At 63.6% G+C, this 23,653-nt stretch carries 21 protein-coding genes; 12 read left to right on the forward strand and 9 right to left on the reverse strand.

Annotation, left to right across the window (positions count from 1 at the left end; all coding sequences use genetic code 11):
- Positions 1–52: 52 nt before the first annotated feature.
- Entirely contained in the window at positions 53–1,246 is a 1,194-nt protein-coding gene (locus EHW12_RS20990) for an AI-2E family transporter (RefSeq protein WP_003945249.1), read from the forward strand.
- On the opposite strand, the gene EHW12_RS20995 is transcribed toward EHW12_RS20990, so the two are convergent.
- Together EHW12_RS20995 and EHW12_RS21000 are read right to left on the reverse strand one after the other, a co-directional pair.
- Positions 1,247–4,225: an SMC family ATPase gene (locus tag EHW12_RS20995; protein WP_125051659.1), complete on the reverse strand. Its 2,979-nt coding sequence runs from the start codon at positions 4,223–4,225 to the stop codon at positions 1,247–1,249. It abuts the gene before it with no gap.
- Positions 4,222–5,397 carry an exonuclease SbcCD subunit D gene (locus tag EHW12_RS21000; RefSeq protein ID WP_125051661.1) on the reverse strand — a complete coding sequence of 392 codons (1,176 nt, stop codon included), beginning with the start codon at positions 5,395–5,397 and terminating at the stop codon, positions 4,222–4,224. The genes EHW12_RS20995 and EHW12_RS21000 overlap by 4 nt, the downstream gene beginning before the upstream one ends.
- A gap of 217 nt (positions 5,398–5,614) precedes the next feature.
- Here EHW12_RS21000 and EHW12_RS21005 point away from each other — a divergent pair, with 217 nt between their 5' ends.
- The gene (locus EHW12_RS21005; protein WP_042448843.1) at positions 5,615–6,571 is read left to right on the forward strand and encodes a DUF6542 domain-containing protein; all 957 of its coding nucleotides are present in this window, start codon (positions 5,615–5,617) and stop codon (positions 6,569–6,571) included.
- A 69-nt stretch (positions 6,572–6,640) separates the two neighbouring features.
- Here the strand turns inward: EHW12_RS21005 and EHW12_RS21010 are convergent, their stop codons facing one another.
- Complete coding sequence (locus tag EHW12_RS21010; RefSeq protein WP_003945273.1) at positions 6,641–7,654, reverse strand: 4-hydroxy-3-methylbut-2-enyl diphosphate reductase; 1,014 nt, start codon at positions 7,652–7,654, stop codon at positions 6,641–6,643.
- 153 nt (positions 7,655–7,807) lie between these two features.
- Here EHW12_RS21010 and EHW12_RS21015 point away from each other — a divergent pair, with 153 nt between their 5' ends.
- Genes EHW12_RS21015 through EHW12_RS21025 form a run of 3 tightly spaced genes read left to right on the forward strand, consistent with a single transcriptional unit; the run spans position 7,808 to position 9,884 of the window.
- Entirely contained in the window at positions 7,808–8,407 is a 600-nt protein-coding gene (locus tag EHW12_RS21015) for a lipid droplet-associated protein (protein WP_030536251.1), read from the forward strand.
- Positions 8,404–9,669, forward strand: a complete 1,266-nt coding sequence (xseA, locus tag EHW12_RS21020; protein WP_125051663.1) for an exodeoxyribonuclease VII large subunit — start codon at positions 8,404–8,406, stop codon at positions 9,667–9,669. The genes EHW12_RS21015 and xseA overlap by 4 nt, the downstream gene beginning before the upstream one ends.
- Entirely contained in the window at positions 9,666–9,884 is a 219-nt protein-coding gene (locus EHW12_RS21025) for an exodeoxyribonuclease VII small subunit (RefSeq protein WP_003945276.1), read from the forward strand. Before xseA ends, EHW12_RS21025 begins: the two co-directional genes overlap by 4 nt.
- A gap of 21 nt (positions 9,885–9,905) precedes the next feature.
- On the opposite strand, the gene EHW12_RS21030 is transcribed toward EHW12_RS21025, so the two are convergent.
- Positions 9,906–10,475 (reverse strand): DUF4245 domain-containing protein, encoded by a 570-nt coding sequence (locus EHW12_RS21030; protein ID WP_003945206.1) that lies wholly within the window; start codon positions 10,473–10,475, stop codon positions 9,906–9,908.
- Positions 10,476–10,655: 180 nt separating this feature from the next.
- Between EHW12_RS21030 and glpX the strand changes: the two genes are divergently transcribed.
- Both glpX and EHW12_RS21040 read left to right on the forward strand, forming a co-directional pair.
- On the forward strand, positions 10,656–11,690 hold the full coding sequence (gene glpX / locus EHW12_RS21035; RefSeq protein WP_003945202.1) for a class II fructose-bisphosphatase: 1,035 nt from the start codon (positions 10,656–10,658) through the stop codon (positions 11,688–11,690).
- A 101-nt stretch (positions 11,691–11,791) separates the two neighbouring features.
- The gene (locus EHW12_RS21040) at positions 11,792–13,195 is read left to right on the forward strand and encodes a class II fumarate hydratase (protein WP_003945220.1); all 1,404 of its coding nucleotides are present in this window, start codon (positions 11,792–11,794) and stop codon (positions 13,193–13,195) included.
- A 49-nt stretch (positions 13,196–13,244) separates the two neighbouring features.
- Here the strand turns inward: EHW12_RS21040 and EHW12_RS21045 are convergent, their stop codons facing one another.
- Positions 13,245–13,964 (reverse strand): NAD(P)-binding domain-containing protein, encoded by a 720-nt coding sequence (locus EHW12_RS21045; RefSeq protein WP_125051665.1) that lies wholly within the window; start codon positions 13,962–13,964, stop codon positions 13,245–13,247.
- Between the two features lie 59 nt (positions 13,965–14,023).
- The gene (locus tag EHW12_RS21050) at positions 14,024–14,479 is read right to left on the reverse strand and encodes a nitroreductase family deazaflavin-dependent oxidoreductase (RefSeq protein WP_064112899.1); all 456 of its coding nucleotides are present in this window, start codon (positions 14,477–14,479) and stop codon (positions 14,024–14,026) included.
- Positions 14,480–14,819: 340 nt separating this feature from the next.
- On the opposite strand from EHW12_RS21050, the gene EHW12_RS21055 reads away from it, so the two are divergent.
- The 5 genes from EHW12_RS21055 to EHW12_RS21075 all read left to right on the forward strand — a co-directional run bounded on the left by EHW12_RS21055 (position 14,820) and on the right by EHW12_RS21075 (position 19,644).
- A complete protein-coding gene (locus EHW12_RS21055) occupies positions 14,820–15,386 on the forward strand; it encodes a TetR/AcrR family transcriptional regulator (RefSeq protein WP_003945239.1) in 567 nt (188 codons plus the stop codon).
- A 97-nt stretch (positions 15,387–15,483) separates the two neighbouring features.
- Positions 15,484–17,055, forward strand: coding sequence for an MFS transporter (locus tag EHW12_RS21060; protein ID WP_047270321.1), 1,572 nt, complete (start codon positions 15,484–15,486; stop codon positions 17,053–17,055).
- A 97-nt stretch (positions 17,056–17,152) separates the two neighbouring features.
- Positions 17,153–18,766, forward strand: a complete 1,614-nt coding sequence (locus tag EHW12_RS21065; protein ID WP_125051667.1) for a serine hydrolase — start codon at positions 17,153–17,155, stop codon at positions 18,764–18,766.
- A 17-nt stretch (positions 18,767–18,783) separates the two neighbouring features.
- Entirely contained in the window at positions 18,784–19,209 is a 426-nt protein-coding gene (locus EHW12_RS21070; RefSeq protein ID WP_007726363.1) for a limonene-1,2-epoxide hydrolase family protein, read from the forward strand.
- A gap of 30 nt (positions 19,210–19,239) precedes the next feature.
- A complete protein-coding gene (locus EHW12_RS21075) occupies positions 19,240–19,644 on the forward strand; it encodes a carboxymuconolactone decarboxylase family protein (RefSeq protein ID WP_003945227.1) in 405 nt (134 codons plus the stop codon).
- Between the two features lie 60 nt (positions 19,645–19,704).
- Here EHW12_RS21075 and EHW12_RS21080 read toward each other — a convergent pair whose 3' ends face one another.
- The 3 genes from EHW12_RS21080 to EHW12_RS21090 form a co-directional block, all read right to left on the reverse strand.
- Entirely contained in the window at positions 19,705–21,072 is a 1,368-nt protein-coding gene (locus EHW12_RS21080; protein ID WP_007726365.1) for a PhoH family protein, read from the reverse strand.
- Positions 21,073–21,347: 275 nt separating this feature from the next.
- Positions 21,348–22,064, reverse strand: a complete 717-nt coding sequence (locus EHW12_RS21085; RefSeq protein WP_030536254.1) for a LuxR family transcriptional regulator — start codon at positions 22,062–22,064, stop codon at positions 21,348–21,350.
- A 26-nt stretch (positions 22,065–22,090) separates the two neighbouring features.
- On the reverse strand, positions 22,091–23,524 hold the full coding sequence (locus EHW12_RS21090) for an amidase family protein (protein WP_030536255.1): 1,434 nt from the start codon (positions 23,522–23,524) through the stop codon (positions 22,091–22,093).
- Positions 23,525–23,653: the final 129 nt, after the last annotated feature.

The following is a 23,653-nucleotide window of genomic DNA, read 5'->3' on the forward strand; positions in this document are numbered from 1 at the left end:
CCGGATTCGCACATCGGCGAGGAGATCCCTGCGCCGACGGAAAGGACGATCAGTGAGCGAGCAAGACAAGGGGACGTCCGCAGGGGTGCGCAAGCGCGACCGCGGCGAGATCATCGGGCAAGGGGGTATGTGGCTCGCAAAATGGTCGTTGGTGTTGGCGTCGATTTCGCTGGGCGCCTGGATTTTCGGCTGGCTGATCGAAAAGCTCTGGGTCATCATCCTGCCGGTGGCTCTGGCTATCGTTGTTGCGACAGTCATGTGGCCGCCGACCCGCGGCATGATCAAGCGCGGGATGCCACCGGCCGCGGCAGCCGGCATCACCCTGGTGCTCTCGATCGGAATCCTGGCCGGTGTGATCGCCGGCATCGTTCCGTCAGTGGTCAGCCAGGCCCCCGAGCTCGCGAACAAGACCACCGAGGGCATCAACCAGGTTCAGGACTGGCTCCAGGGTCCGCCGCTGAACCTGAAGGACGACCAGATCGACAACGCCGTCCATGCCGTCATCACCAAGGTGCAGGAAAGTGGAACCGCCATCGCTTCAGGCGTTTTCAGCGGCGTGAGCACAGCGAGCTCGTTGTTGGTCACGCTCGGTTTGGTCCTGATTCTCGCTTTCTTCTTCATCAAGGACGGACCGAGGTTCATCCCCTGGCTCCACGCTGTCGGCGGCGGCCGTGCCGGTCGGCATCTCGAAGAGGTCCTCACCCGCATGTGGGACACGCTCGGCGGATTCATCAGGACACAAGCACTGGTGAGTCTGATCGACGCGGTCTTCATCGGCGCCGGATTGCTGATACTCGGGGTCCCGCTGGCACCGGTGCTGGCAATTCTCACGTTCATCGGTGGCTTCATCCCGATCGTCGGTGCCTTTGTCGCCGGCGCCCTGGCTGTGTTGGTTGCGCTGGTGGCCAACGGTCTCACCACCGCCATCATCGTGTTGATCATCATCCTGGCCGTTCAGCAGATCGAAGGAAACGTCCTTCAGCCTGTGCTGCAGAGCAAGTCGATGAAACTCCACGCCGTCATCGTGCTGCTTGCCGTGGCCGCCGGTAGCTCGCTGTACGGCATCGTCGGCGCGTTCCTCGCAGTGCCCGTCGCCGCTGTGGCAGCAGTTGTCATCCGGTACATCGGCGAGCAGATCGACGAACGCGCAAGCGACAACGAGCCGATGCCCGCCGGCGATGCGTCGGACATCCTCGAGGATCAAGACGACGACGCCGAGTCAGAGGTAGAGAACAAAAAGGCCTGATCAGTCCGCGATCACCTTCACCGAGGAGCCTGCACGTCCGCGAATGACGTGCAGGCGACTCGGGATTCGCTGCCTCATCTCGTCCACGTGACTGACGATGCCCACCACTCGTCCACCGTCGCGAAGCTCGTCCAACACAGCCATCACCGAGTCGAGGGTGTCGGCGTCGAGAGTGCCGAATCCTTCGTCGATGAACATCGTGTCGAGAACGATTCCGCCGGACTCCGCCGCAACCACATCGGCAAGTCCGAGGGCCAAAGACAATGACGCCAAGAATGATTCACCGCCCGAGAGCGTCTTCGCCGAGCGAACCACACCCGTGAAGTCGTCCCGGATGTCGAGTCCCAGACCGCCGCGGCGACCCCGAGAACCTGCCTCGTCACTGTGCACGAACTCGTATCTGCCCCCGGACATCCGCTGCAGCCGAACCGATGCCGACACGGCGATCTCTTCCAACCGCGACGCGAGCACATACGCTCGCAGCGACATCTTGCGACTGTTCTGACCTTTGCCGGCGATCACGTCGGCAAGCGCCGCGAGTTCGTCGTGCAGTTCACGCTCAGGTGCAACCGCTTCGTATGCCTTCTCGAGTTGTCCGCTGAACCGTTCGAGATCCGACACACGGTTCTCGGCCAGGGAAGCAGCTGCAACAGCCGAGTTCACCACCTCGGCGCACCGAAGAGCACGCTCGCGAGGACCGTCGACGTCGACTGTCTCGACTTCGCTCACCGCAACGACCTCGGGGTCGTCGAGGACCGTCCGAGCGGCCACCTCGAGGTCGCGTGCTTTGGCGAGTTCCGTTTCGATCGCCGCGATTCGGGCCGGCGATCTCACCCCTTCGATCGCAGCCTCGACCGAATCGAATCCAGCAGCGGCCGCCGCAGCGGCCAGTTTGGTCGACAGTTCCGCCGATCGCGCCTGCGCACGAACGGCGTCGTCACGCATCTCAGACGCCGCCGAGGCAGCGGAGGCAATCCTTTCGAACCACGAGCGCCGAGCAGCGATGGTCGAATCTTCTCCCACCGCAGCGACGATCGCCGCTCGAATCTGCTCGACCGTGGCCGACAGAGTCGTCGTACGCTCGGTCAGTGCCGCCAATTCGGCCGTCAGAGAAGCGGATTCCTGTTGCAGCTCGCCGTCACGCTCGTTGAGATGCCCGAGCTTGTCGGCCAACCCTCCAACCTGACCGGCAGAGTGGGTCGCCTCGTCAACGGCGTTCCGAGCCGCGGCGCGGAGCCTGTCGAGTTCTGCGACGTCGCCGTCCCCGCCGCGGGCGATCACCCGGTCGATGTCACGGTCGACGGTTACCTGGCGGTCGACTACCTTGCTCAGGGCTTTCTCGGCCGCACGCTCGGCTGCGGACGCGACTTCCAGATCGGACTCGGTGACCGTCACGACATCAGACTGCGCCGGCGCAGGGTGTTCACGCGAACCACACACCTGGCATGGGTCACCGGGCGCGAGTGAACTCGCCAACTCCGCAGCCATGCCCTCGATACGCTTCTGCACGAGGTCGAGCCAGCGCCCGCGAGCACTCTGATGGGCGTCGCGCGCATCCAACACCTGCACACGAATCTTCTCGGCTTGCGCACGCAGAGAGACGAATTCATGAGCCGCTGCCGCAGCATCCGATGCTTTGGCCAGTGCAGCTTCGAGGCCGGGCAGAGCCGCGTGCGCGCGTTGCGCATCCTCCAGTCGTTGGCCGGCCGAGCGCACCATTTCTGGCAGTTGAGTGCGTTCAACCGCGATGGCATCGATGCGCTCGGACAGAGCGTCTCGCCGAACTCCGAGTTTCTCGATCTCGGCTTCTGCCGCATCGGCTCTGCGAGCGTCCTCCGCCATTGCGTCCAGGCGAACGATCTCGTCACGCCAGGTCCGGATCCGAGCTACGACGCGTTGACGCTCGTCGTCGGTGGGTGGCCACACCTCCGGCACAAAAATCTCCGGACCGCCCGTTGCGGAGTAGGTCGACATCGCTGCGGTCATCGATTCGAGTGCGGCAGCGAGGTGCAAGCCGGCAGCGTCCACATCGCCGGCGACAGCGGCCACCGGCAGTGCGCGCTTGGCGGTCTCGAGTTCAGCGCCGATCACAGCTCTTTGGGCGGCGCCCGTATTGAATGCTGCGAGTTCAGCGGTCGCACGATTACGGCGAGCGACCAGATCTGCGGTTCGCTGCGCCGCCGACAGAACCCGATTAGCCTCGGCTGCTGCATCTTTCGCGGTCACCAGCTCCGCAAGACTTGTATCGCGGGTGTCCTGAGCCTCGGCGAGGAGTTTGCGCGACCATTCCAGTGGGTGTGCCTCGGCGCCTACCTCGAGTCCCGCAGCTGTCTCGACCTTCGCGAGCAGTAGTCGCACGGATTGCTCCCTGGCCGCGAGCGCGGTCGCACTTGCCTTTCGCTTGGCGTCGAACCATGCCTCGACGGAGACAAAACGCTTGGTGTCGAACAGACGCTCGAGCAGTTTGCCTCGCTCGTCGCTCTCGGCACGCAGGAATTTGGCGAACTCACCCTGCGGCAAGAGCACCACCTGGAAGAACTGATCAGCGCTCATGCCCATGAGGCGGTTGATCTCGTCACCGATGTCAGGGATGCGCGAAAGGTTTTCGCCGCGGCCGTCCAACCACGTCAGTGTGGCCTTTGCGTTCTCTGTGATCGAACCGGTGCCACGCTTCTTCGGGCGCGAATACTCTGGACTGCGAACAAGTTTGATTCTGCGACCACTGATGGTCGCTTCGAGTTCCACGCGCGGCACCGAACCGGCGGGCGCGTGATCGGACAGTAGCCGTTTGCTCTCGTTGCGCGCACCCGGCACCCGCCCGTACAGGGCAAACGCAACCGCGTCGAGGATCGTGGTCTTGCCTGCCCCGGTGTCACCGTGCAGAAGGAACAGCCCGTCTGCACCCAAACGGTCGAAGTCGACCTCGACCGTGTCGGCGAAGGGCCCGAAAGAGCTGACTTCGAGTTTGTGCAGCCTCACGCGGTTTCACTCAGTTCTACCGTGGACTCCTCGGCGCGCGCGGCAGCGCTGAGCGCTTCGGCCATCAATGTGACCTCACGCTCGGACGGGTCACTACGCACTGCCGAGACAAAGCCGCGGGCGATCTCCATGTCGGATCGACCCCGTACCGCGTCACGGTACTTGAGATCCGATTGCCCTTCCGGCCTTTGCCATTCGAGATGAACGGCAAAGGGAAAACGCGCCTGAAGTTGCCTCATGGCATCGACGGGACGAACCGGATCAGTGAGCAATGCGGAGAGGTAGCACTGCTCGGAATCGGTGTACTTCGACTCACCGAGTAGTTCCTCGAGAGTTCCCGTCACCTGGCTCAGCCCCCGAATGACCGGGAGATCCAGGCGCTGCACCGACGACAGGCCGGCTGCGTCGAGTTCTATCAGCAGCGCCGCCTTACGGTGGCTGCGTTCACCGAACGAATACGGCAACGGTGAACCCGAGTACCGCACACTCTCCGAGAGCATCTGCGGAGAATGCAGGTGTCCGAGGGCGACGTAGTCGACGCCGTCGAACTCGCCCACTGCGACGGTCTCCACTCCGCCGACCGAGATGGAGCGTTCCGATTCAGAGGCCTCACCGCCCACGACGAAGGCATGGGCGAGCAATACCGATCGAGTCGCGGGGTCGGCAGCCGTTCGTTCGGCGAGATCTCGCCGAACACGCGACATGGCCGCTCCGAGGATGTCGGAATGAGTACGAGCCCGGGGCACGTCCAACTCGACGCGCGTGATCTCCGGCTCGAGATACGGAATCCCGTAAAAGGCGACGGGCCCGAACTGATCGCTCAGCATCACCGGAGTACCGATCTGGCCGACGCGAGTGATCAAGTGCAAGCCGCCGGCAGCGGCAAAGGATGCCCCGGCTCCGAGCCGCACCGCGGAATCGTGATTGCCGGACGTCGCGACGATGACCGCCCCCGCCGCCCGGATTGCCTCGAAGCCTCGATTGCACACGGTGACCGCGTCGGAACTGGGAATCGAGCGGTCGTAGATGTCCCCCGGCACGACCACGACGTCGACTCCGTGTTCGCGGACGGAATCTGCGATGGAACTGAGCACACTCGCCTGATCGGCCAACAGATCGACGCCGTGAAAGGTGCGACCTATATGCCAATCGGAGGTGTGCAGAATCTTCATGAATCCGACGGTAGAGCAGCCCACCGACACCGCCGATCTCCCACGCTGACGGCTTCGGCGGTGTGCCCCGACCCACGAGAGTCCGGTGACCCTGCACACAATCCGTCCGGTTCGTTTGGCGAAGAACCCGAAACCATCGCGCCATCGCGTCGATAAATGCGCCAGCCACGACCCGCACAAACACGGCCGACAACGCAAGAACCGCTAATGTCGTTATGTGTCTGCAACCCAACGTGCTCGCTCCGGGGTACCGCTGGACAAGCGATCGCTCATCGTGACCGTCCCCGGCCTGCCCTGGTGGGGAGTGATCCTGCTTGCTGCCGGTGTGACCGCCGTCGGCGTACTGATCGATGCCACCGGAGGCGGCGGAGAGCTCACCGCGGTGTTCTCGACGTTCTACTTCCTGGGCTGTCTCTTTGCTGTGGTTGCCGCTTCGAACAAAGCACTCTTCACCGCGATGGCCCAGCCGCCGTTGCTGCTCTTCGCTGCGGTGCCGATCGGGCACACGCTCATCGGCAAGGACAACAGCACCGCGCTGCGCGATATCGCGATCAACATCGCGTACCCGTTGGTCAACCGCTTTCCGATCATGTTGGCCGCAACCGTCGTCGTGCTGATCATCGGCGGTTTCCGGTACTTCCTGCTCAATCAGCGTCCCACCGGGCCTGCCCGCTCGACCCGCTCCCGCCGCTCGGCGGCCACCACTCGTGACTCCTCTGCGGCTGCCACGCGAGAACAACCCGCACCCGAGACCGGGCGTCGACGCAGAGTCTCGGACGCGCCCGTCCCCGGGCCGCCGCGTCGCCGCGCCCCCGAGGTGGACGAGCAGCCCGCCTACCGAAGCACCCCCAGGCGCGAGCCGATCCAGGACGAGCGTCCGCTGCCGCCTCGGAGAAGCCCTCAGCCACCCAGGGTCGATCGCACGCACCAACCGCCTACGCGTCGCCCCCAGCCCGACAGTCGGCCCGTGGCAGACGACGACTACCCGTCGTACGGTCGCCGCCGGGCGCCCGAGCCCACTCCGTCGCCCAGACGTGAGGAGCGGATGGAGCCCTTCTTCGCTTCGGGTGACGACGTATCGCCGCCGCTGCCCCCTCGCCGCCGCCCACCCGGAGTCGATCTTCCCGCGTATCCGCCGCCGCGAGTTCGGTACCGCGATCGCGAAGAGCCCTGAACAGACGCGCCCGGTAGCACAAAAATGCGGGGCACCTTCCAGATGGAAGGTGCCCCGCATTTTCTTGTTTCAGGACGTGCGCGCTGCTCGCAATTCACGGGGAAGGGCGAACACCAGAGTCTCGTTGGCAGTGGTGACGGGTTGAACGTCGTTGTATCCGTGCTCGGCAAGAAGTTCGATCACGCCGCGCACGAGCACCTCGGGTACCGATGCGCCTGACGTGATGCCGACTGTCTGGACACCCTCGAGCCACGCGAGATCGACCTCACGGGCGTAGTCGACCAGGTACGACGCGGCAGCGCCCGCCCCGAGCGCGACCTCGACCAGGCGAACCGAGTTGGACGAGTTCCGCGAACCCACCACGATCACGAGATCGCACTCGGGAGCCATCGCCTTGACCGCGACCTGACGGTTCTGCGTGGCGTAGCAGATGTCGTCGGACGGCGGGTCCTGCAGATTGGGGAAGCGCTCACGCAGGCGCGCGACGGTCTGCATCGTCTCGTCGACGCTCAGCGTGGTCTGGGAAAGCCAGATGACCTTCGACTCGTCACGAACCGTGACCGCGTCGACCGAATCCGGGCCGTCGACGATGGTGACGTGATCGGGAGCCTCACCTGCGGTGCCCTCGACCTCCTCGTGGCCTTCGTGGCCGATGAGCAGAATGTCGTAGTCGTCGCGGGCGAATCGCTTCGCTTCCTGGTGCACCTTCGTGACCAGGGGGCACGTCGCGTCGATCGTGCGCAGGTTCCGCTCGGCAGCCGAGTCGTGGACAGCCGGCGACACACCGTGCGCCGAGAACACGAGCAACGATCCCTCGGGAACCTCGTCGGTTTCGTCGACGAAGATCACGCCCTGATCTTCGAGCGTCTCGACGACGTGGCGATTGTGGACGATCTCCTTACGCACGTAGATGGGTGCGCCGTGCTTCTCGAGGGCCTTCTCGACGGTCTCGACCGCGCGGTCGACGCCGGCGCAGTAGCCGCGAGGCTCGGCGAGGAGCACGCGCTTGGCGCTGCCCTTGCGGGTGGACGGCGAATCAGCCGAGTGCGCGATACCGAGATTGAGAGGAACAGCCGAAGACATGTGACCAGCCTACTGGCACCTCGAACGTGAGACACTCCGGCAAACGTGAACACCTCGGTTTCGGGCTCCGATCGAAGGTTCCGAAGTAAACGAGTACAGCCGTCACAGGCAAGTCGGCTACCGATTGTCGGAGCTTTGCGGCAAGCTGTGGGAATGATCCGACCACCGTTCGTGGCGCGCGTTGCCGCGGGACTCGCCGTCACCGCGATGGAAGAGGCAAAGAAGTTGCCCACCACCGCCGTCGCCCTGCCGATGACCGCCGTGAGCCAGATGCTGCAGACAAGCATGCGCGTGCAGCAGTCGATCACCTCGCTGGCCATCAAGGGCGATCAGGCATTTGCACTGATCAACTGGTCTTCCGAGGACGAACAGCCCGAGTGGGCGGTCTTCGACGAAGACGTCGATGCGCCTGCTGACCCGACGCCTTCCACCGGATCGACCACCGCTGACACCCCGACCAACGCCGGTCGCTTCGCGCTCTACTCGCTCGAGCCGACTGCCCCCATCGAGGAACCCGCACCCGTCGCCGAGTCCGAATCCACGGCAGCTACGACGGACGGACCTGCCGAAGAGCCCGAGATCGTCACCGAACTCGACTACCCCAACCTCACACTCGCACAGCTCCGTGCGCGCATCCGGACGCTCAGCATCGACGAGCTGACCGCAGTCCTGGACTACGAGAATGCGACGCTCGCTCGCGCACCGTTCCAGACCATGCTCACTAACCGCATCACCACAGCCAAGGCAAAGTGACTTCCGCAACGCCCCCCGCTTCATCGCAGCGATCGTCCGGCGCCAGTAGCGCTGAGCAGCCGTGGCCGGTCCGCACGGTTTCCGCCAAGGTCGCCGGCTGGATCGATCGGCTCGGCAGTATCTGGGTCGAAGGTCAGATCACCCAGATCAATGCACGCCCCGGCACCCGAACGGCCTTTCTCGTCCTGCGTGATCCGTCGGCAGACATGTCGCTGTCGATCACGTGCTCACCGCAGTTGTTGCACAACTCCCCGGTGCCGTTGACCGAGGGCTCGCGTGTCGTGATGTTCGGCAAGCTCTCGTTCTACACCGGACGCGGAACGGTGTCGTTGCGTGTCACCGAGATTCGCGCCGTGGGTATCGGTGAGCTGCTTGCCCACATCGAGAGACTGCGCGCCTTGCTCGCCGCCGAGGGCTTGTTCGATCCGCGGCTCAAACGGCCGCTTCCGTTTCTGCCCGGCACGATCGGCCTGATCACGGGCCGAGCCAGTGCGGCCGAGAAGGATGTCGTCTCAGTCGCCCATCGTCGTTGGCCAGCAGTTGCCATCGCAGTGCGTAACACCGCGGTTCAGGGCCCGACTGCTGTTCCCCAGATCATCGAAGCGCTGAAGGAACTCGACGCCAACCCGGTAGTCGACGTCATCATCCTCGCTCGCGGCGGCGGTAGCGTCGAGGATCTCCTGCCGTTCTCCGACGAAGCGCTGTGCCGCGCCATCGTGGCCTGCACGACGCCGATCGTCAGTGCCATCGGACACGAGCCGGACAGCCCGCTCAGTGACCACGTCGCCGACCTGCGCGCAGCCACACCCACGGACGCGGCCAAGCGCGTCGTACCCGACGCGGTTGCGGAAGCTGCCCTGGTTGCGGATCTGCGTGACCGCAGCGCTGCGGCACTGCGCAGCTGGGTCAAGCGTGAGTCTCATCTGATCGAACAGTTGCGCACTCGACCGGTCATGGCATCGCCGCTGCTCGCGGTGGACCGTCGCGCCGAGGAGGTCGAAAGGCTCCAAGCCGCCGGACGACGCGATGTGACTCGGTTGATCGACACCGAGTCCCGAACGATCGAGCATCTGCGCGCCCGGCTCACCACGCTGGGCCCCGCCGCGACGCTGGCCCGCGGGTACGCAGTCGTGCAACGTGTTGTCGCCGACGGCGATCCGGAGGTTCTGCGCTCGGTCGAGGACGCGCCACCCGGTACCCAGATTCGAGTTCGACTTGCAGACGGCGCCGTTCGCGCCGCAGTGATGGGAAGAGAAAAATGAGCAACGCCACCGACACCGACATCAACGAACTCGGCTACGAAGCAGCCCGCGACGAATTGGTGAGCGTCGTGAAGATTCTCGAACAGGGCGGTCTGGACCTCGACGCGTCACTCTCACTGTGGGAGCGAGGCGAAGCGTTGGCCAAGCGCTGTGAAGAGCACTTGGCCGGCGCGAGGGCCCGCGTCGAAAAGGCTCTGGCCGAAGCGGACGAGTAACGTCCGCTCCGACCGCAAATCCTATGGCGTGATCGGCTGCGCTGCGCCGACCTTCTCGGCAAGAATCCGGAACTCTTCCGGCGTCGCCGCGCCCGTGAGCAACAGGCGAACATCCCCGACGTCCGTGACCCAGATCGACTCGACACCTTCGCCGCCGAAGACGTTCCACGTATCGGCACCGACGGTCTCGACTCCGGTCGCGAATCGCTGTCCACCGGCAACATGTGACACCAACGGGAATTCCTCGGCATTGCTCTGTGTCAGCTGGATGTAGCGACCACTGGTCGTGATGAATCCCACAGTGCTCGAATCTCCGCCGCCGTCGCCGGAGATGATCTTGCGACTGCCGGAGTTCGGAGTCCACCCGTCCGGAACACCGGGATTACGGATGGGAAATCCGAGTTCCTTCGCGTCGTAGTTCAGAGCTGCGTCCACGTCGACGCTCGGGATAGGCCCCTGTGTCGGGCCGCCAGGACTGAACGTGCACTGGCTGGCGATGCCCGCAATGATGATGCAGAACAGCACCAACGGTACGAGAGACCAGACCATGTCTTTGTTGTCTTCGAGAATGCGGGGTTTCTTCGATGCCACACCCCCAGTATCCAGGTACTCCGCAGTAGATACGATTCCCGGTCCCCCTCGAGCGAGACAAAACGTCTCTGCGGCGACCCGACAGCGCACGTAGCCGCTCCCATCTGGGACAATGACGCCTGAAGAAACCACTGCGTCGACACACCCCGTCGACCGCGACCGCGCCAGGAGGCACCGCACATGACGGCCAGCAGCACTCATCGTGAGACCCCGGACCGTAACCTCGCACTCGAATTGGTCCGAGTCACCGAAGCCGGTGCTATGGCTGCCGGCCGCTGGGTAGGCCGCGGCGACAAGGAAGGCGGCGACGGAGCAGCCGTCGACGCCATGCGTCAGCTCGTCTCCTCAGTCTCGATGCGCGGCATCGTCGTCATCGGTGAAGGCGAGAAGGACGAAGCGCCGATGCTGTTCAACGGCGAAGAGGTCGGAAACGGCGACGGCCCCGACTGTGACTTCGCCGTCGACCCGGTCGACGGCACCACCTTGATGTCCAAGGGCATGCCCAACGCAATCTCTGTTCTGGCTGTTGCCGAGCGCGGCGCGATGTTCGATCCGTCGGCCGTGTTCTACATGGAGAAGATCGCTGTCGGGCCGGATGCCGCAGATGTCATCGACATCAGCGCACCGATCGCCGAGAACATCAAGCGCGTGGCCAAGGTCAAGAAGGCGTCGGTCTCCGACATCACGATCTGCATCCTGGACCGCCCGCGTCACAACCAGCTGATCCAGGACGTTCGCGACACCGGCGCCCGTATCCGTCTGATCTCCGACGGTGACGTTGCCGGCGCGATCGCCGCAGCGCGTCCGGAGTCCGGCACCGACATGCTCGTGGGCATCGGCGGAACGCCAGAGGGCATCATCGCCGCAGCAGCCATGCGCTGCATGGGTGGATCGCTACAGGGCAAGCTGGCCCCCACCGACGACGAAGAGCGTCAGAAGGCCATCGACGCCGGTCACGATCTCGATCGGATCCTGTCCACCGAAGATCTCGTCTCGGGCGAGAACGTCTTCTTCTGCGCCACCGGCGTCACCGACGGTGACCTCCTGCGCGGCGTCCGCTACTACGGCGGCGGCGCCAGCACGCAGTCCATCGTGATGCGTAGCAAGTCCGGCACCGTTCGCATGATCGACGCGTACCACCGTCTCGAGAAACTGCGCGAGTACAGCTCCGTCGACTTCGACGGCGAAGAGGGCGCGGTTCCCCCGACGTTCTGATGGGCTCCGCCCCGTGAGTGGTTAGGGAGTCCCTGCACTCCTTAACCGCTCACGGGGGACGTAGTCCCCTACCCGCTCTCGAAAAGTGGCAATGTGGAGCCATGACGGAGAGCAACGATCAACAGTTCCGAATCGAACACGACACCATGGGCGAAGTTCGGGTGCCCATCGACGCACTGTGGCGAGCACAGACCCAGCGTGCAGTCGAGAACTTCCCGATCAGCGGGCGCCCGCTCGAGCGCACCCAGATCCGCGCAATGGGCTTGCTGAAAGCAGCGTGTGCGCAGGTCAACAAGGACCTCGGACTCCTCGACGCGGACAAGGCCGACGCAATCATCGCCGCCGCGAACGAGATCGCCGAAGGCAAGCACGACGATCAGTTCCCCATCGACGTCTTCCAGACCGGCTCGGGAACCAGTTCGAACATGAACGCCAACGAGGTCATCGCATCCATCGCGAAGGCCGCCGGTGTGGACGTACATCCCAATGATCACGTCAACATGTCGCAGTCCTCCAACGACACCTTCCCCACCGCCACGCATGTCGCAGCTACCGAAGCAGCGGTCACCGATCTTGTTCCGGCACTGGAACATCTGCATGCTGCGCTTGCCACGAAGGCGACCGAGTGGAAGACCGTCGTCAAATCCGGGCGCACCCATCTGATGGACGCTGTGCCGGTCACGCTCGGTCAGGAGTTCGGCGGCTACGCACGTCAGATCGAGGCCGGCATCGAGCGCGTCAACGCAACACTCCCCCGCCTCGGCGAGCTGCCGATCGGCGGAACAGCAGTCGGCACCGGTCTCAATGCTCCGGATGGATTCGGCCCCAAAGTTGTTGCCGAACTGGTCAAGTCGACCGGCGTCGACGCGCTGACTCCGGCGAAGAACAGCTTCGAAGCGCAGGCCGCGCGTGACGGACTGGTCGAGGCATCGGGCGCGCTGCGGACCATCGCCGTCTCACTGACGAAGATTGCCAACGACATTCGGTGGATGGGATCGGGTCCGCTGACCGGGCTCGGCGAGATCGCACTCCCCGATCTGCAGCCGGGAAGCTCGATCATGCCCGGAAAGGTGAACCCGGTCCTGCCCGAGGCAACCACTCAGGTTGCGGCTCAGGTGATCGGAAACGACGCCGCCATCGCGTGGGGCGGCGCAGCCGGAGCTTTCGAACTCAACGTCTACATCCCGGTCATGGCTCGCAACCTGCTGGAGTCGTTCACCTTGCTGGCCAACGTCTCTCGACTGTTCGCCGACAAGTGCGTGAGCGGACTGGTCGCGCACGAGGAGCACCTCAAGACGCTCGCCGAATCGTCGCCGTCGATCGTGACGCCCCTCAACTCGGCAATCGGTTACGAGGAAGCCGCAGCCGTCGCGAAGCAGGCACTCAAGGAGAAGAAGACGATCCGTCAGGTCGTCATCGAGCGCGGACTCGTCCCGGACAAGCTGAGCGAGGAAGAACTCGACAAGCGTCTCGACGTTCTGGCGATGGCGAAGGTCAAGGACTGAACAAACAAAAGAGTGGCGGTTTCCACTTCGGAAACCGCCACCCTTGCACTCACACCGCAGCGGTTGCCCGCCACTCGTCGGTGCGATCGGGGCTCGCCTCAGCCAATGCCTTCAGCGACGCTTCGCGATCGAAGTCCTTGCCGTACACGGGAGTTCCCGGCTGCTGACGCCAGGAATCGTCGATCGTTCCCGCATCGACGGGATCGAAGCCCAACTGATTGATCAGATCGAAGACGACCTGCTTGTTCGCGTCGTCGTCGCCGGCGATGGGTAGCGCAATGCGCCCCTCTGCACCTTCGGGAAGGCCCTTCTCGAGGAGATGCTTCCACCAGATTCCGTTGAACGCCTTGAATACCGGAACACCCAGGTGCTCCTGCACCCATCCGCTTTCGGTCTGCCCGTCCTCGATGGCCGAGATCAGACCGTCACGCTGTTGCGGGTAGTAGTTGTTGGTCTCGATGACCGGGGCACCGGCGACCGCACTGCTGAGGATCCCCGCCGGTAGATCAACCACGTTCTTCTGCGGAATGCTCACGATGACCAGCTCAGCACCCTCGGCGGCCTCGGTGCTGCGGACTGCCTTCGCACCCGTCTCGGCTTCCAGTTCTGCAAGCGTGTCCGGTGTCCGCGAGTTCGAGACGCGCACGTCGTGACCGAGCGCAGCGAGCCTACGTGTGAGCGTGCCACCGATCTGACCGGCTCCGATGATTCCGATGCGCATGACCCTGCTCCTTCGTCGTGTGCAGTGGCGATCGCGCCACCGCTGCATTCGTCAACGACGAGAACGCACCGGGTCATTCCGCACCGACCATTTCAACTCCCGTTGATTCAATCGGTTGACGGATCGAGTGCGAGCCTGATGCGGACACTGACCGGGTCGGTCTGCAATCCGCGAAAGGCAGAGGCCGTCAGCGCCGATCTGATCTTCCCCGACGCAAATGTCTTCACCCGCGCCGGCACGTCGTCGTCCGGCATGATCTGGGCCTGTCCGTCCACCCACTCGCCGCGGCGACGGATCCGAACCTTCGGCGTCGCAGAGATATTGGCACCCCACCCCGTGCCGGTGCCATGCTGCGCAATGACCCACGCCTCGTCACCGTCGTAGGTGATCGCAACGGGCACTCGGCGGGTCAGACCGGTTCGGCGTCCAACCGTCTCGATCTCGGTCATCAACGACGGCATCAAACCGATCCGATTCAATCCGGTGACCAGCGGATTGGCGAAATACTTCCCGACTGCGACTTCGATTCTTCGTTTTCGTGCAACTGACGTCGGTACCGGCATGTCGTTTCCTCTCCTCCGAAGCTGGTGCTCGAAGCAACAGCTCTATACCGCTCGATATAAACACTGTTCGGGGAGTTTTGCCACCAAGAATCTCCGTCGATACCCACCACCTGCACACAACACTTGACTGTGTCTGTCGGTTACATCTAGTCTCAGATTCGTTCCTATACCGATCGACATACTGGGAGGCAGTGATGAACACACCTCGAGACGCCTCGTTGCCATGACCGGCCCGCAGACGCGTTGTCCGATCGCCGCAGCGCGTCGCAAGTGGGGAGTACCAAGAGAATCAGCGGCACCAGATGATTCGAACAGCACTGCGATTGCATACGATGGCGGGATGGCCGACTCCGATTCCCGCACTCTGATGCTGGTCGGCGCCATCAATGCCTTCCGTGAACACGGGATCGCGACGACCTCGCTCACCGAGATCGTCGAACGCTCGGGAGCTCCCCGCGGGTCGGTGTACCACTACTTTCCCGAGGGCAAAGGACAGCTGGCCGGCGAAGCAGTTGCCTACTTCGGCCGGGGCGTCAGTGCCGCCATCAGTTCGATGATCGCTCAGTCTTCCCCACCGGAGATCATCGACGCGGTTGTCACGATATTTCGAAACAGCTTGGTAGAGAGCGATTTCACCTCCTCCTGTCCGGTCGCAGCCGCGGCAGTGGAGGGCGCGTCGACGCCGGCGGCGTTAACTGCTGCGGGCGAATCCTTCACCTCGTGGGAATCGCTTCTCACATCGTTCTTCTGGCAGCAGGGACAGCCGTCCGAGACTGCAGCACAATGGGCAACCGTCGTGATCGCGTCAATCGAAGGCGCGACGCTGATGGCAAAAGCTCAGCACACCACGGCGCCTCTCGATCGCATCGGCGCTCACCTCAAGGCTCTGGTCTCGGCCCCGAGCTGACCAACCCTCTTTCTTCCAACCGCTGCTGCCGTCCGCGCAGGAGCAGAGATGGCGTACAAACATGTCTCACACACTTGCACCGGCGCCCTCGGCGCCCATGATGACCAAGTCACGTCGATTCACTGCGCTGATCTTCATCTGCCTCGCCGAACTCCTTGTCGTGCTGGACAACACAGTGGTCAACGTCGCACTGCCGACGATGAGCGTCGACTTGTTCGCCAGCGTCAGCGACCTGCAATGGATCGTCGACGCGTACACGTTGACCTTCGCCGGGTTCCTACTCACTTTCGGCCACCTGGGTGACCGCTTCGGACGCCGCCGAGTGATGATCATCGGCTTGATCGGCGTCGGTGCGATGTCGCTCGTCGGCGCTTTGGCTTCCAACCTCGAACAGGTGATCATGGCGCGAGCCGCCATGGGTGTCTTTGCCGCAGCTGTCTTTCCGGCTACGTTGGCCATGATCACCAACATCTTCACCGACGCCAGAGAACGAGCCATCGCCATCGCGGCCTGGACCGCAATGGCCGGCTTCGCGATTGCCATCGGCCCGACTGCGGGCGGCTGGCTTCTCGAGCACTTCTCCTGGCACTCGGTGTTCTGGATGAACGTTCCGGCAGCATTGTTGGTCATCGTGGGTGTGCTGCTGGTTGTTCCGGAATCGAAGGCGCTCCACGTCGGCCGATTCGATTTCGTCGGAACAATCTTGTCGCTACTGGGCATCGTCATTCTGGTGTGGACCATCATCGACGCACCACATCGCGGATGGGTGTCGACATTCAGCATCACGGGATACCTCTCTGCGACAGTGTTGTTGGCCGCATTCGTCGCATGGGAATTGCGCACCGACGCGCCGATCCTGAACATGAATCTCTTCCGAATCCGGCGGTTTTCTTTCCCCGCCTTGGCTATTGCTGTCAGCTACTTCAGCATGTTCGGATTCTTGTTCCTGATCACGCAGTACTTCCAGGGCGTTCGGGAGTACTCGCCGCTCGAATTCGGCATCCACTCTTTGCCTTTCGCTGCAGCTGTCGCCGTGGGCGCCCCAGTCGCCACCTTGGCGGCACAGAAACTCGGCACGACTGCAGTGATGGTGTTCGGCCTCCTGGTACTCAGCGGCGGGATGTTCCTGGCGGGTCGGACGACCGTCGAGACGCCCTACCTCGGACCCGTCGTGATCTCGATGGTCCTCATGGGTCTGGGCCTCGCAATTGTCCAGGGACCGGCGACCGACTCCATCATGTCCTCGGTGCCCCTCGACGAAGCGGGCGCAGGTTCGGCAGTCAACGACACGACGCGTGAGCTCGGCGGGACCCTGGGCGTCGCCGTCATCGGTTCGATCGTCGCCTCGTACTACACGTCCAAGGTGGCTCCGATCGTCGACGCCATTCCCGACGCCGTGATGTCGGCGCAGGAGAAAGGCTTCGCTCGTGAGTCCGTGCTCAGCGTCATCGAAATCCGCTCCCGCGACATCAGTCCGCTCTTCGAGCAGCAGAAGGACAGTCTGATCTACACGATGAAGACCGCATGCCTGGAAGGTTTCGCCATCGCGTCGTACTTCACGGTCGGAGCAGCATTGATCACCGCTCTGCTGGTCGCGTTGTTGCTCCCTTGGAAGCCGGTCACGGAAGGCTCCATTCTCGGCAGTCTGACAACCAAGACCCCGAAGTAGCTACAAGGTTTCCCGATTTGTCCCAATATCAGCCCGCCGTTCCCCGATACTGGATTGACCGAGTGGTACCGACGACAACCCTGCTAGGGAGAATCTCGTGTCCATCACCAGTAGAAACAGCTCGCGACTGTCGGCAGCGGCGGTTCCGGTAGTACTGACGGTCGCCCTGCTCGCCGGATGCTCGTCCGATTCAGACACCACCTCGGCGCCCGGGCCGGTCGTCAGCGACGCCAGCCCGGGTCTCGACGCCGGGGTGCCGATCCCGGACGGGCAAATCGACGACGCGGTCGGGAAGCTCGACGGCCTCGCGAACGACCTCATGGCAAGTTCCGGTGTTCCCGGCATGGCGGTGGCCGTGGTGCACGGAGGTAAGACTGTGTACGCAAAGGGATTCGGGGTTCGCGAGTTGGGTAAGAGCGCCACCGTCGATGCCGACACCGTGTTCCAACTGGCATCGGTGTCGAAATCGGTCGGGGCCACGGTGGTCGCCCACGAAGTCGGAATCGGGACCGTGGACTGGGACACTCCGGTGATCTCGAAACTGCCGGGGTTTGCGCTTGCCGATCCGTGGGTGACCGACCACCTCACGATCTCCGATCTCTACACGCATCGGTCGGGGTTACCGGACCACGCCGGCGACGGGCTGGAGGACCTGGGCTACAACCGGGCCCAGGTGCTCGAAAAACTTCGCCAACTACCGCTCAATCCCTTCCGAATCACATACGAGTACACGAACTTCGGCGTCACTGCCGGTGCGGAGGCCGTTGCAGCCGCGGCGGGCACCGATTGGGAAACGCTGTCGCAGAACACGATCTACGGTCCGCTCGGTATGACGTCGACGTCTTCGCGGTTCGCCGATTACCAAGCCCGAGAAAATCGAGCAGTCGGCCACATCCTCGAAGACGGAAAGTACAAGGTAGGGCCGGTTCGGGACGCCGACGCCCAATCCCCCGCCGGTGGAGTCAGCTCCTCGGTGAACGACATGGCCAAGTGGTTGGACATGGTGCTTTCGGGCGGTCGGTATCAGGGGCAGCAGGTCGTTCAGACGGAGGCGCTCGTGCCCGCAGTCAACCCGGAAATCGTCTCGCGCCATGCGCAGGAAATCGGGGAACGCTCCGGCTTCTACGGCTACGGGTTCAACGTTTCCGACAGCGCGGCAGGCCGTGTGACCGCCAGCCACTCCGGCGCCTTCCTGCTCGGTGCCGGGACCAATTTCGTGACGATTCCCTCCGCTGACGTCGGCATAGTCGTTCTGACCAACGGCACGCCCACCGGCGTCGCAGAGACCTTGACCGCCGAATTCGCCGATCTGGTGCAGTTCGGGAAGATCACCCGCGAGTGGCGCCCGCTGTACGAAGCGTCCTTTGCCTCACAAGCCGACCCTGAGGGCGAACTTGCCGGGAAGACGCCGCCGACCTCCCCCGCTCCCGCGCCACCGACAGACCAATTGACCGGCGACTACGGCAATCCGTACTGGGGTCCCGCGCTCGTGACGCAGCAGAACGGTGCGCTGACCTTGACCATGGGTCCCGCGGCCGCGACGTACCCTCTGACCCACTGGGACGGAAACACCTTCACGTTCCCGCTCAGCGGCGAGAACGCACCGGCCGGGACGGTCTCGAAGGCCACCTTCGACGGAAACTCGCTAACCTTGGAGTACTTCGATCACGATCATCTCGGTACCTTCATCCGGGCAACACCGGCCGAATAATCAGCCAAGGACACCCCATGAGTAGTTCGACAGCCACGGTGAACGCAATGTTCGCGGCCCTCACCGATTTCGACGTGGACGCCGCAGCCGAATTGATGACAGACGACATCGTCTGGCAGAACGTCTCGCTCCCCACCCTGCGAGGCAAGAAGACCGTCGTGCGAGCGCTACGTCTGGTCACCAAGCCTTCACTGAAATTCGAGGCGGAGATGCACCACATCGTCGGCGACGAGTCCACGGTGCTCACCGAACGCACCGACATCCTCACCGTCGGACCGCTGCGCATCGAGTTCTGGGTATGCGGAACTTTCGAACTGCGCGACGGCAAGGTCTGCGTCTGGCGGGACTACTTCAGTCTGCGAGACGTCGCGTGGGGCGTGGTGACCGCGGTCGGCCGCGCAGTCGTCGGGACCGGGACACGAAGTAGGCTTGCTCCGGCCTGAAATCACCTGCCGAAAGCGAGCGAACCTGCCATGTCCGAAAACACCACGCCTGACTCCTTCGACGCCGGATTGGCTGTGCGCACCGAAGTCATGGGGGCCGATTTCGTCGACGCCGCCTTCGAGCGCACCCGGGGAACGGACAGCGAAGAACTGCAGAACTTCGTGACTGCCAACGTCTGGGGTTCGGTATGGACGCGTCCCGGACTCGATCGCCGCAGTCGCAGTCTGATCAATCTGGGGATGCTGATCGCGCTGCGCGCCGAGAACGAACTCAAAGGCCACGTACGTGGGGCATTGCGAAACGGCTTGACGCGCACCGAGATCGTCGAAACCGTGATCCACGCGAGCGCGTATTGCGGCGCTCCGGCCGGACTGGCGGCGATGCGTGTGGTGCAGGAAGTTCTCGACAACGAACTGGGACCGCTGCAAAACTGAACAACTTCAAACCCAGGCATCTCCCCGTGCAGACCGAAGTCCGCACGGGGAGATCACTTCTCAGGAAGTGGGGCCGAACTCCTCGAGCATGTCGGTCACCAACTCGGCGATCGGCGAACGCTCACTGCGCGTGAGTGTGATGTGCGCAAAAAGCGGGTGCCCCTTGAGCTTCTCGATGACGGCCGCAACTCCGTCGTGCCTGCCCACTCGCAGGTTGTCACGCTGCGCGACGTCGTGCGTGAGGACCACTCGCGAGCCGGTTCCCAGACGAGAAAGCACTGTCAGCAGAACATTTCGTTCGAGCGACTGCGCTTCGTCGACGATCACGAACGAATCGTGCAGCGACCGACCGCGAATATGCGTCAGCGGCAACACTTCCAGCATTCCGCGGGCGAGAACCTCCTCGAGAACCTCTGGCGAGGCCAACCCGTCGAGAGTGTCGAAAACGGCCTGAGCCCACGGGCCCATCTTCTCGCTCTCACTACCGGGAAGGTAGCCGAGTTCTTGTCCGCCAACGGCATACAACGGACGGAAGACGACAACCTTGCGCTGAGTGCGGCGCTCGAGAACCGCTTCAAGACCTGCCGTCAGAGCCAAGGCCGACTTACCGGTGCCCGCCTTACCACCGAGAGAGATGATGCCGATGCTCTCGTCCATGAGGAGATCGAGCGCAATGCGCTGCTCGGCGGAGCGGCCGTGCAACCCGAACGCCTCGCGCTCACCGCGCACCAACTGGATGCGCTTGTCGGGAGTCACCCGACCGAGGGCGCTCGACGAACCACCGAGCAGGCGAAGACCCGTGTGACACGGCAGATCTCGCGCTTCGTCGAGGTCCAGGAAACCCTCGTTGAACAGCTCGTCGATGTCCGTCGAGGCGACGTCCAGCTCAGTCATGCCCGTCCATCCGGAGGGCACGACGTCGTGAGCGTGGTACTCGTCGGCAGGTAGTCCCACCGCGCCTGCCTTCACACGAAGCGGAATGTCCTTGCTGACGAGGACTACATCCTTGCCCTCCGCAGCAAGATTCAGCGCACACGCCAGAATCCTCGAATCGTTACTGTCCGTGCGGAATCCGACGGGCAGGACCGCAGGGTCGGTGTGATTGAGTTCGACCTGCAGTGTCCCGTTCTCGGTGCCGATCGGCACCGGACGGTCGAGGCGGCTGTATTCGATCCGTAGATCGTCGAGCATGCGGAGCGATTCTCGGGCGAACCATCCCAGTTCGTGGTGGTGCCGTTTGCCTTCGAGTTCACTGATCACGACCAGTGGGAGTACCACGTGGTGTTCGGCGAATCGAGTGACAGCCCATGGATCGGACAGTAGTACCGAGGTATCCAAGACGTACGTGCGAAGTGCATCTCCCGAATGATTCCCGGCTGATTGATCAGCCCGGGCCGAGTGGGCAGAGACGGAGCGTGATGCAGTCACGTTGGGCTCCTAGGTCTGCGCGGCACCCGCGCAAACTCAGCTCGCTGGGCCGGACGGCTCTGGTGTCAGGTGACGCTGTGTCAGCTGAAACAAGGGCCGGGCGCCGGCCCTCTCGTACTGAGTGTTTCAGTCACGATCAGAACCTCCCGCACAAGTAACTTCTGGTTACTCGTTACTGCCGACGGTACTGCGGATCGGACACTCGCGCCACGGAACGAGCCGCACATCTGGTGAACGCCAGGTAACAAAATGCCACTCGTGTGATTCGGCGTCACTCAGGACTCGATCAGACCCCACTTGGCGGCGCGCACCGCTGCCTGAACCCGCGAATTGGTTCCGGTCTTGACGAAGATGTTCTCGAGATGGGTGGCGACGGTGCGACGGCTGACGAACAACTCCTCGGCGATCTCGACATTGCCCGCGCCCCTGGCCACCAATTGCAGTACTTGAATCTCCCGTGGGCTCAGATGGACACGATCGAGCGCCACCTGGTCCCCCACGACGCGCGAGCAGGCTGCGCTGGACGCCGCCACCACCTCCCGTACGCGATCGACGACGCCGGAATCCGCGAAGCTCATGTGCAGCAATCCGGTCACCTCACGGCCGGAGAACCCCAATGCGACCGAGGCACCCTCGGCGTACCCGGACGGCCGCAGAACATCGGTGACCATCTCGACCTGCTCGAATCGTGGCACGTCCTGCCAGAACACGGGCACGCCCGAAGCCTCGCGAATGATGCCGAAGAGATTGCGATCGGCGACGAAGTCCTCGAGCAGGAACTCGAGCACCCTGGCGTCGTATCCGGAACTCGCCAGAGCCCGATGCCTTCCGCTCGACGGGTCCCGGTACGTGACCGCCGCAGCCGAGTACGCGAGTCCACGTGCGCGGAGTTCTTCGGCGCACAGGCCGAGAATGCCGTACGCCCCGGCCGCCGGCGATCGCGGCGCGAACATGTCAGGTCCAGCGCCGCGATCAGGCAGTACAGACGTCATCACACCAATCTAGCCAATCGTGTGAGCTAGGCCACGACCAGTGAATCGGCCGGCTTCTTGTCCGCCCACGGACGTGCCGCTTCGAAGTTCGCGGCAGCCCGCAGGACCACTGCGTCCTGGCGGTGACGTGCGGCGATCTGCAGCCCCACCGGTCGACCGTCGGCGGTGAATCCAGCGGGCACGGTGATCGCCGGATTGTTGAGCATGTTGTACGGGTAGGTGAAGAGCCAATCGAGCAACTGCTCACGCAGCGACGCACCTTCGAGCCACGACGGCGCGAACTGACTGAGCGGGAACGTGGCCGAAGCCAGGGTCGGCGAGACCAACACGTCGTAGTCGTTCATGAACGTCGTCCACGTGTCCCACATGACGCCGCGGAATGCGTCGGCCCGCCCGACGTCGACACCGGTGAGCCGCTCGGCCTCGTGCATGATCTCGATCAGGTTGTCGTCGACCTCGCCGCGCTGGTTCTCCCAGTCGAGCAAGTCGTATTCGGAAGCGAAACCGGGAACCCAGATGCCGTTCCACATCGACTCCGACGGATTTCCCCACTGCGGGGTCGCCTCGGTGATCCGGGCACCCAATTCCTCGAATGCCGACAACGCGTCGAGACACACCGCCAGCACCTCCGGATCAACATGGCCGAGACCGAGATTCGTCGACCACGCCACGCGAAGGCCCTTCACGTCGCCCTTCGAGGCTTCGACGTACGAGGTCTCGGCACGCTCGATCGAGAGCGGGTCCGCATTGTCCGGCCCGGCCATGATGTCGAGCATCAGCGCGTTGTCGGCAACAGTCCGGGTGATCGGACCGTGATACGCCCAGTTGTAGAAGCGCCCGGCCAGGATGGTCTGCGGGATGACGCCGGTGGTCGGCTTCAACCCGACGACCCCGCAGAGCGCCGACGGGATACGCACCGATCCCGCGCCGTCACTGCCCTCGGCGAGTGGCCCGAGGCCTGCAGCCACAGCAGCAGACGCACCGCCACTGGACCCGCCCGCGCTGTTGCCGAGCTTCCACGGGTTGTGCGTCGGCCCGTACAGGTGGTTGTCCGTGCCACCGTAGTAACCACTTTCGGGAGTATTCGTCTTTCCCAGGAACAGTCCGCCGGCGCCACGCAGCCTGTCCACGACGACGGCATTTCCCGTCGCGATGTTGTCGGCCATCGGCTTCATCCCGAACGTGGTCGGCAGCCCGTCGACTGCCGTCAGATCTTTGATCGTGAACGGAACGCCGTGCAGCGGGCCGAGTTTCTCGCCCGCTTCCTGTTGCCGTGAGAGTTCGGCCGCATCGCGCGTCACCTGCTCGCGATCGAACTGGACTATCGCGTTGATCGACGGATTGACGGCGTCGACGCGCTGGATCATCGCTTCGGCAATCTCGTTGGGCGAGAGACTGTTCGACGCGACCGACGCCGCCATCTCGGTAGCGGAGAGCCAATGCAGATTCTGTTCGGTCATGGGGTTTCCTTCGCCGGAGGGGTGATGCTCTCAGGCTAGGAAGCACCGAACTCGGCCACCATCGGTCATGTGACCGATGCCACAATCCGCGACTGGCAAAAAAACCAGCGGCCCGGCCCCTAAAAAGGG

The organism is Rhodococcus sp. NJ-530, from assembly GCF_003860625.1.
GTDB classification, from domain to species: domain Bacteria; phylum Actinomycetota; class Actinomycetes; order Mycobacteriales; family Mycobacteriaceae; genus Rhodococcus_F; species Rhodococcus_F qingshengii.

What these genes read in the sequence shown, in the direction of transcription:
- EHW12_RS21000 (WP_125051661.1), bottom strand. Translation starts at nt 5,397, where the DNA reads ATGAAGATTCTGCACACCTCCGATTGGCATATAGGTCGCACCTTTCAC.
- EHW12_RS21010 (WP_003945273.1), bottom strand. Translation starts at nt 7,654, where the DNA reads ATGTCTTCGGCTGTTCCTCTCAATCTCGGTATCGCGCACTCGGCTGAT.
- EHW12_RS21015 (WP_030536251.1), top strand. Translation starts at nt 7,808, where the DNA reads ATGATCCGACCACCGTTCGTGGCGCGCGTTGCCGCGGGACTCGCCGTC.
- EHW12_RS21025 (WP_003945276.1), top strand. Translation starts at nt 9,666, where the DNA reads ATGAGCAACGCCACCGACACCGACATCAACGAACTCGGCTACGAAGCA.
- glpX (WP_003945202.1), top strand. Translation starts at nt 10,656, where the DNA reads ATGACGGCCAGCAGCACTCATCGTGAGACCCCGGACCGTAACCTCGCA.
- EHW12_RS21040 (WP_003945220.1), top strand. Translation starts at nt 11,792, where the DNA reads ATGACGGAGAGCAACGATCAACAGTTCCGAATCGAACACGACACCATG.
- EHW12_RS21045 (WP_125051665.1), bottom strand. Translation starts at nt 13,964, where the DNA reads ATGCAGCGGTGGCGCGATCGCCACTGCACACGACGAAGGAGCAGGGTC.
- EHW12_RS21050 (WP_064112899.1), bottom strand. Translation starts at nt 14,479, where the DNA reads ATGCCGGTACCGACGTCAGTTGCACGAAAACGAAGAATCGAAGTCGCA.
- EHW12_RS21055 (WP_003945239.1), top strand. Translation starts at nt 14,820, where the DNA reads ATGGCCGACTCCGATTCCCGCACTCTGATGCTGGTCGGCGCCATCAAT.
- EHW12_RS21060 (WP_047270321.1), top strand. Translation starts at nt 15,484, where the DNA reads ATGATGACCAAGTCACGTCGATTCACTGCGCTGATCTTCATCTGCCTC.
- EHW12_RS21070 (WP_007726363.1), top strand. Translation starts at nt 18,784, where the DNA reads ATGAGTAGTTCGACAGCCACGGTGAACGCAATGTTCGCGGCCCTCACC.
- EHW12_RS21075 (WP_003945227.1), top strand. Translation starts at nt 19,240, where the DNA reads ATGTCCGAAAACACCACGCCTGACTCCTTCGACGCCGGATTGGCTGTG.
- EHW12_RS21085 (WP_030536254.1), bottom strand. Translation starts at nt 22,064, where the DNA reads ATGACGTCTGTACTGCCTGATCGCGGCGCTGGACCTGACATGTTCGCG.
- EHW12_RS21090 (WP_030536255.1), bottom strand. Translation starts at nt 23,524, where the DNA reads ATGACCGAACAGAATCTGCATTGGCTCTCCGCTACCGAGATGGCGGCG.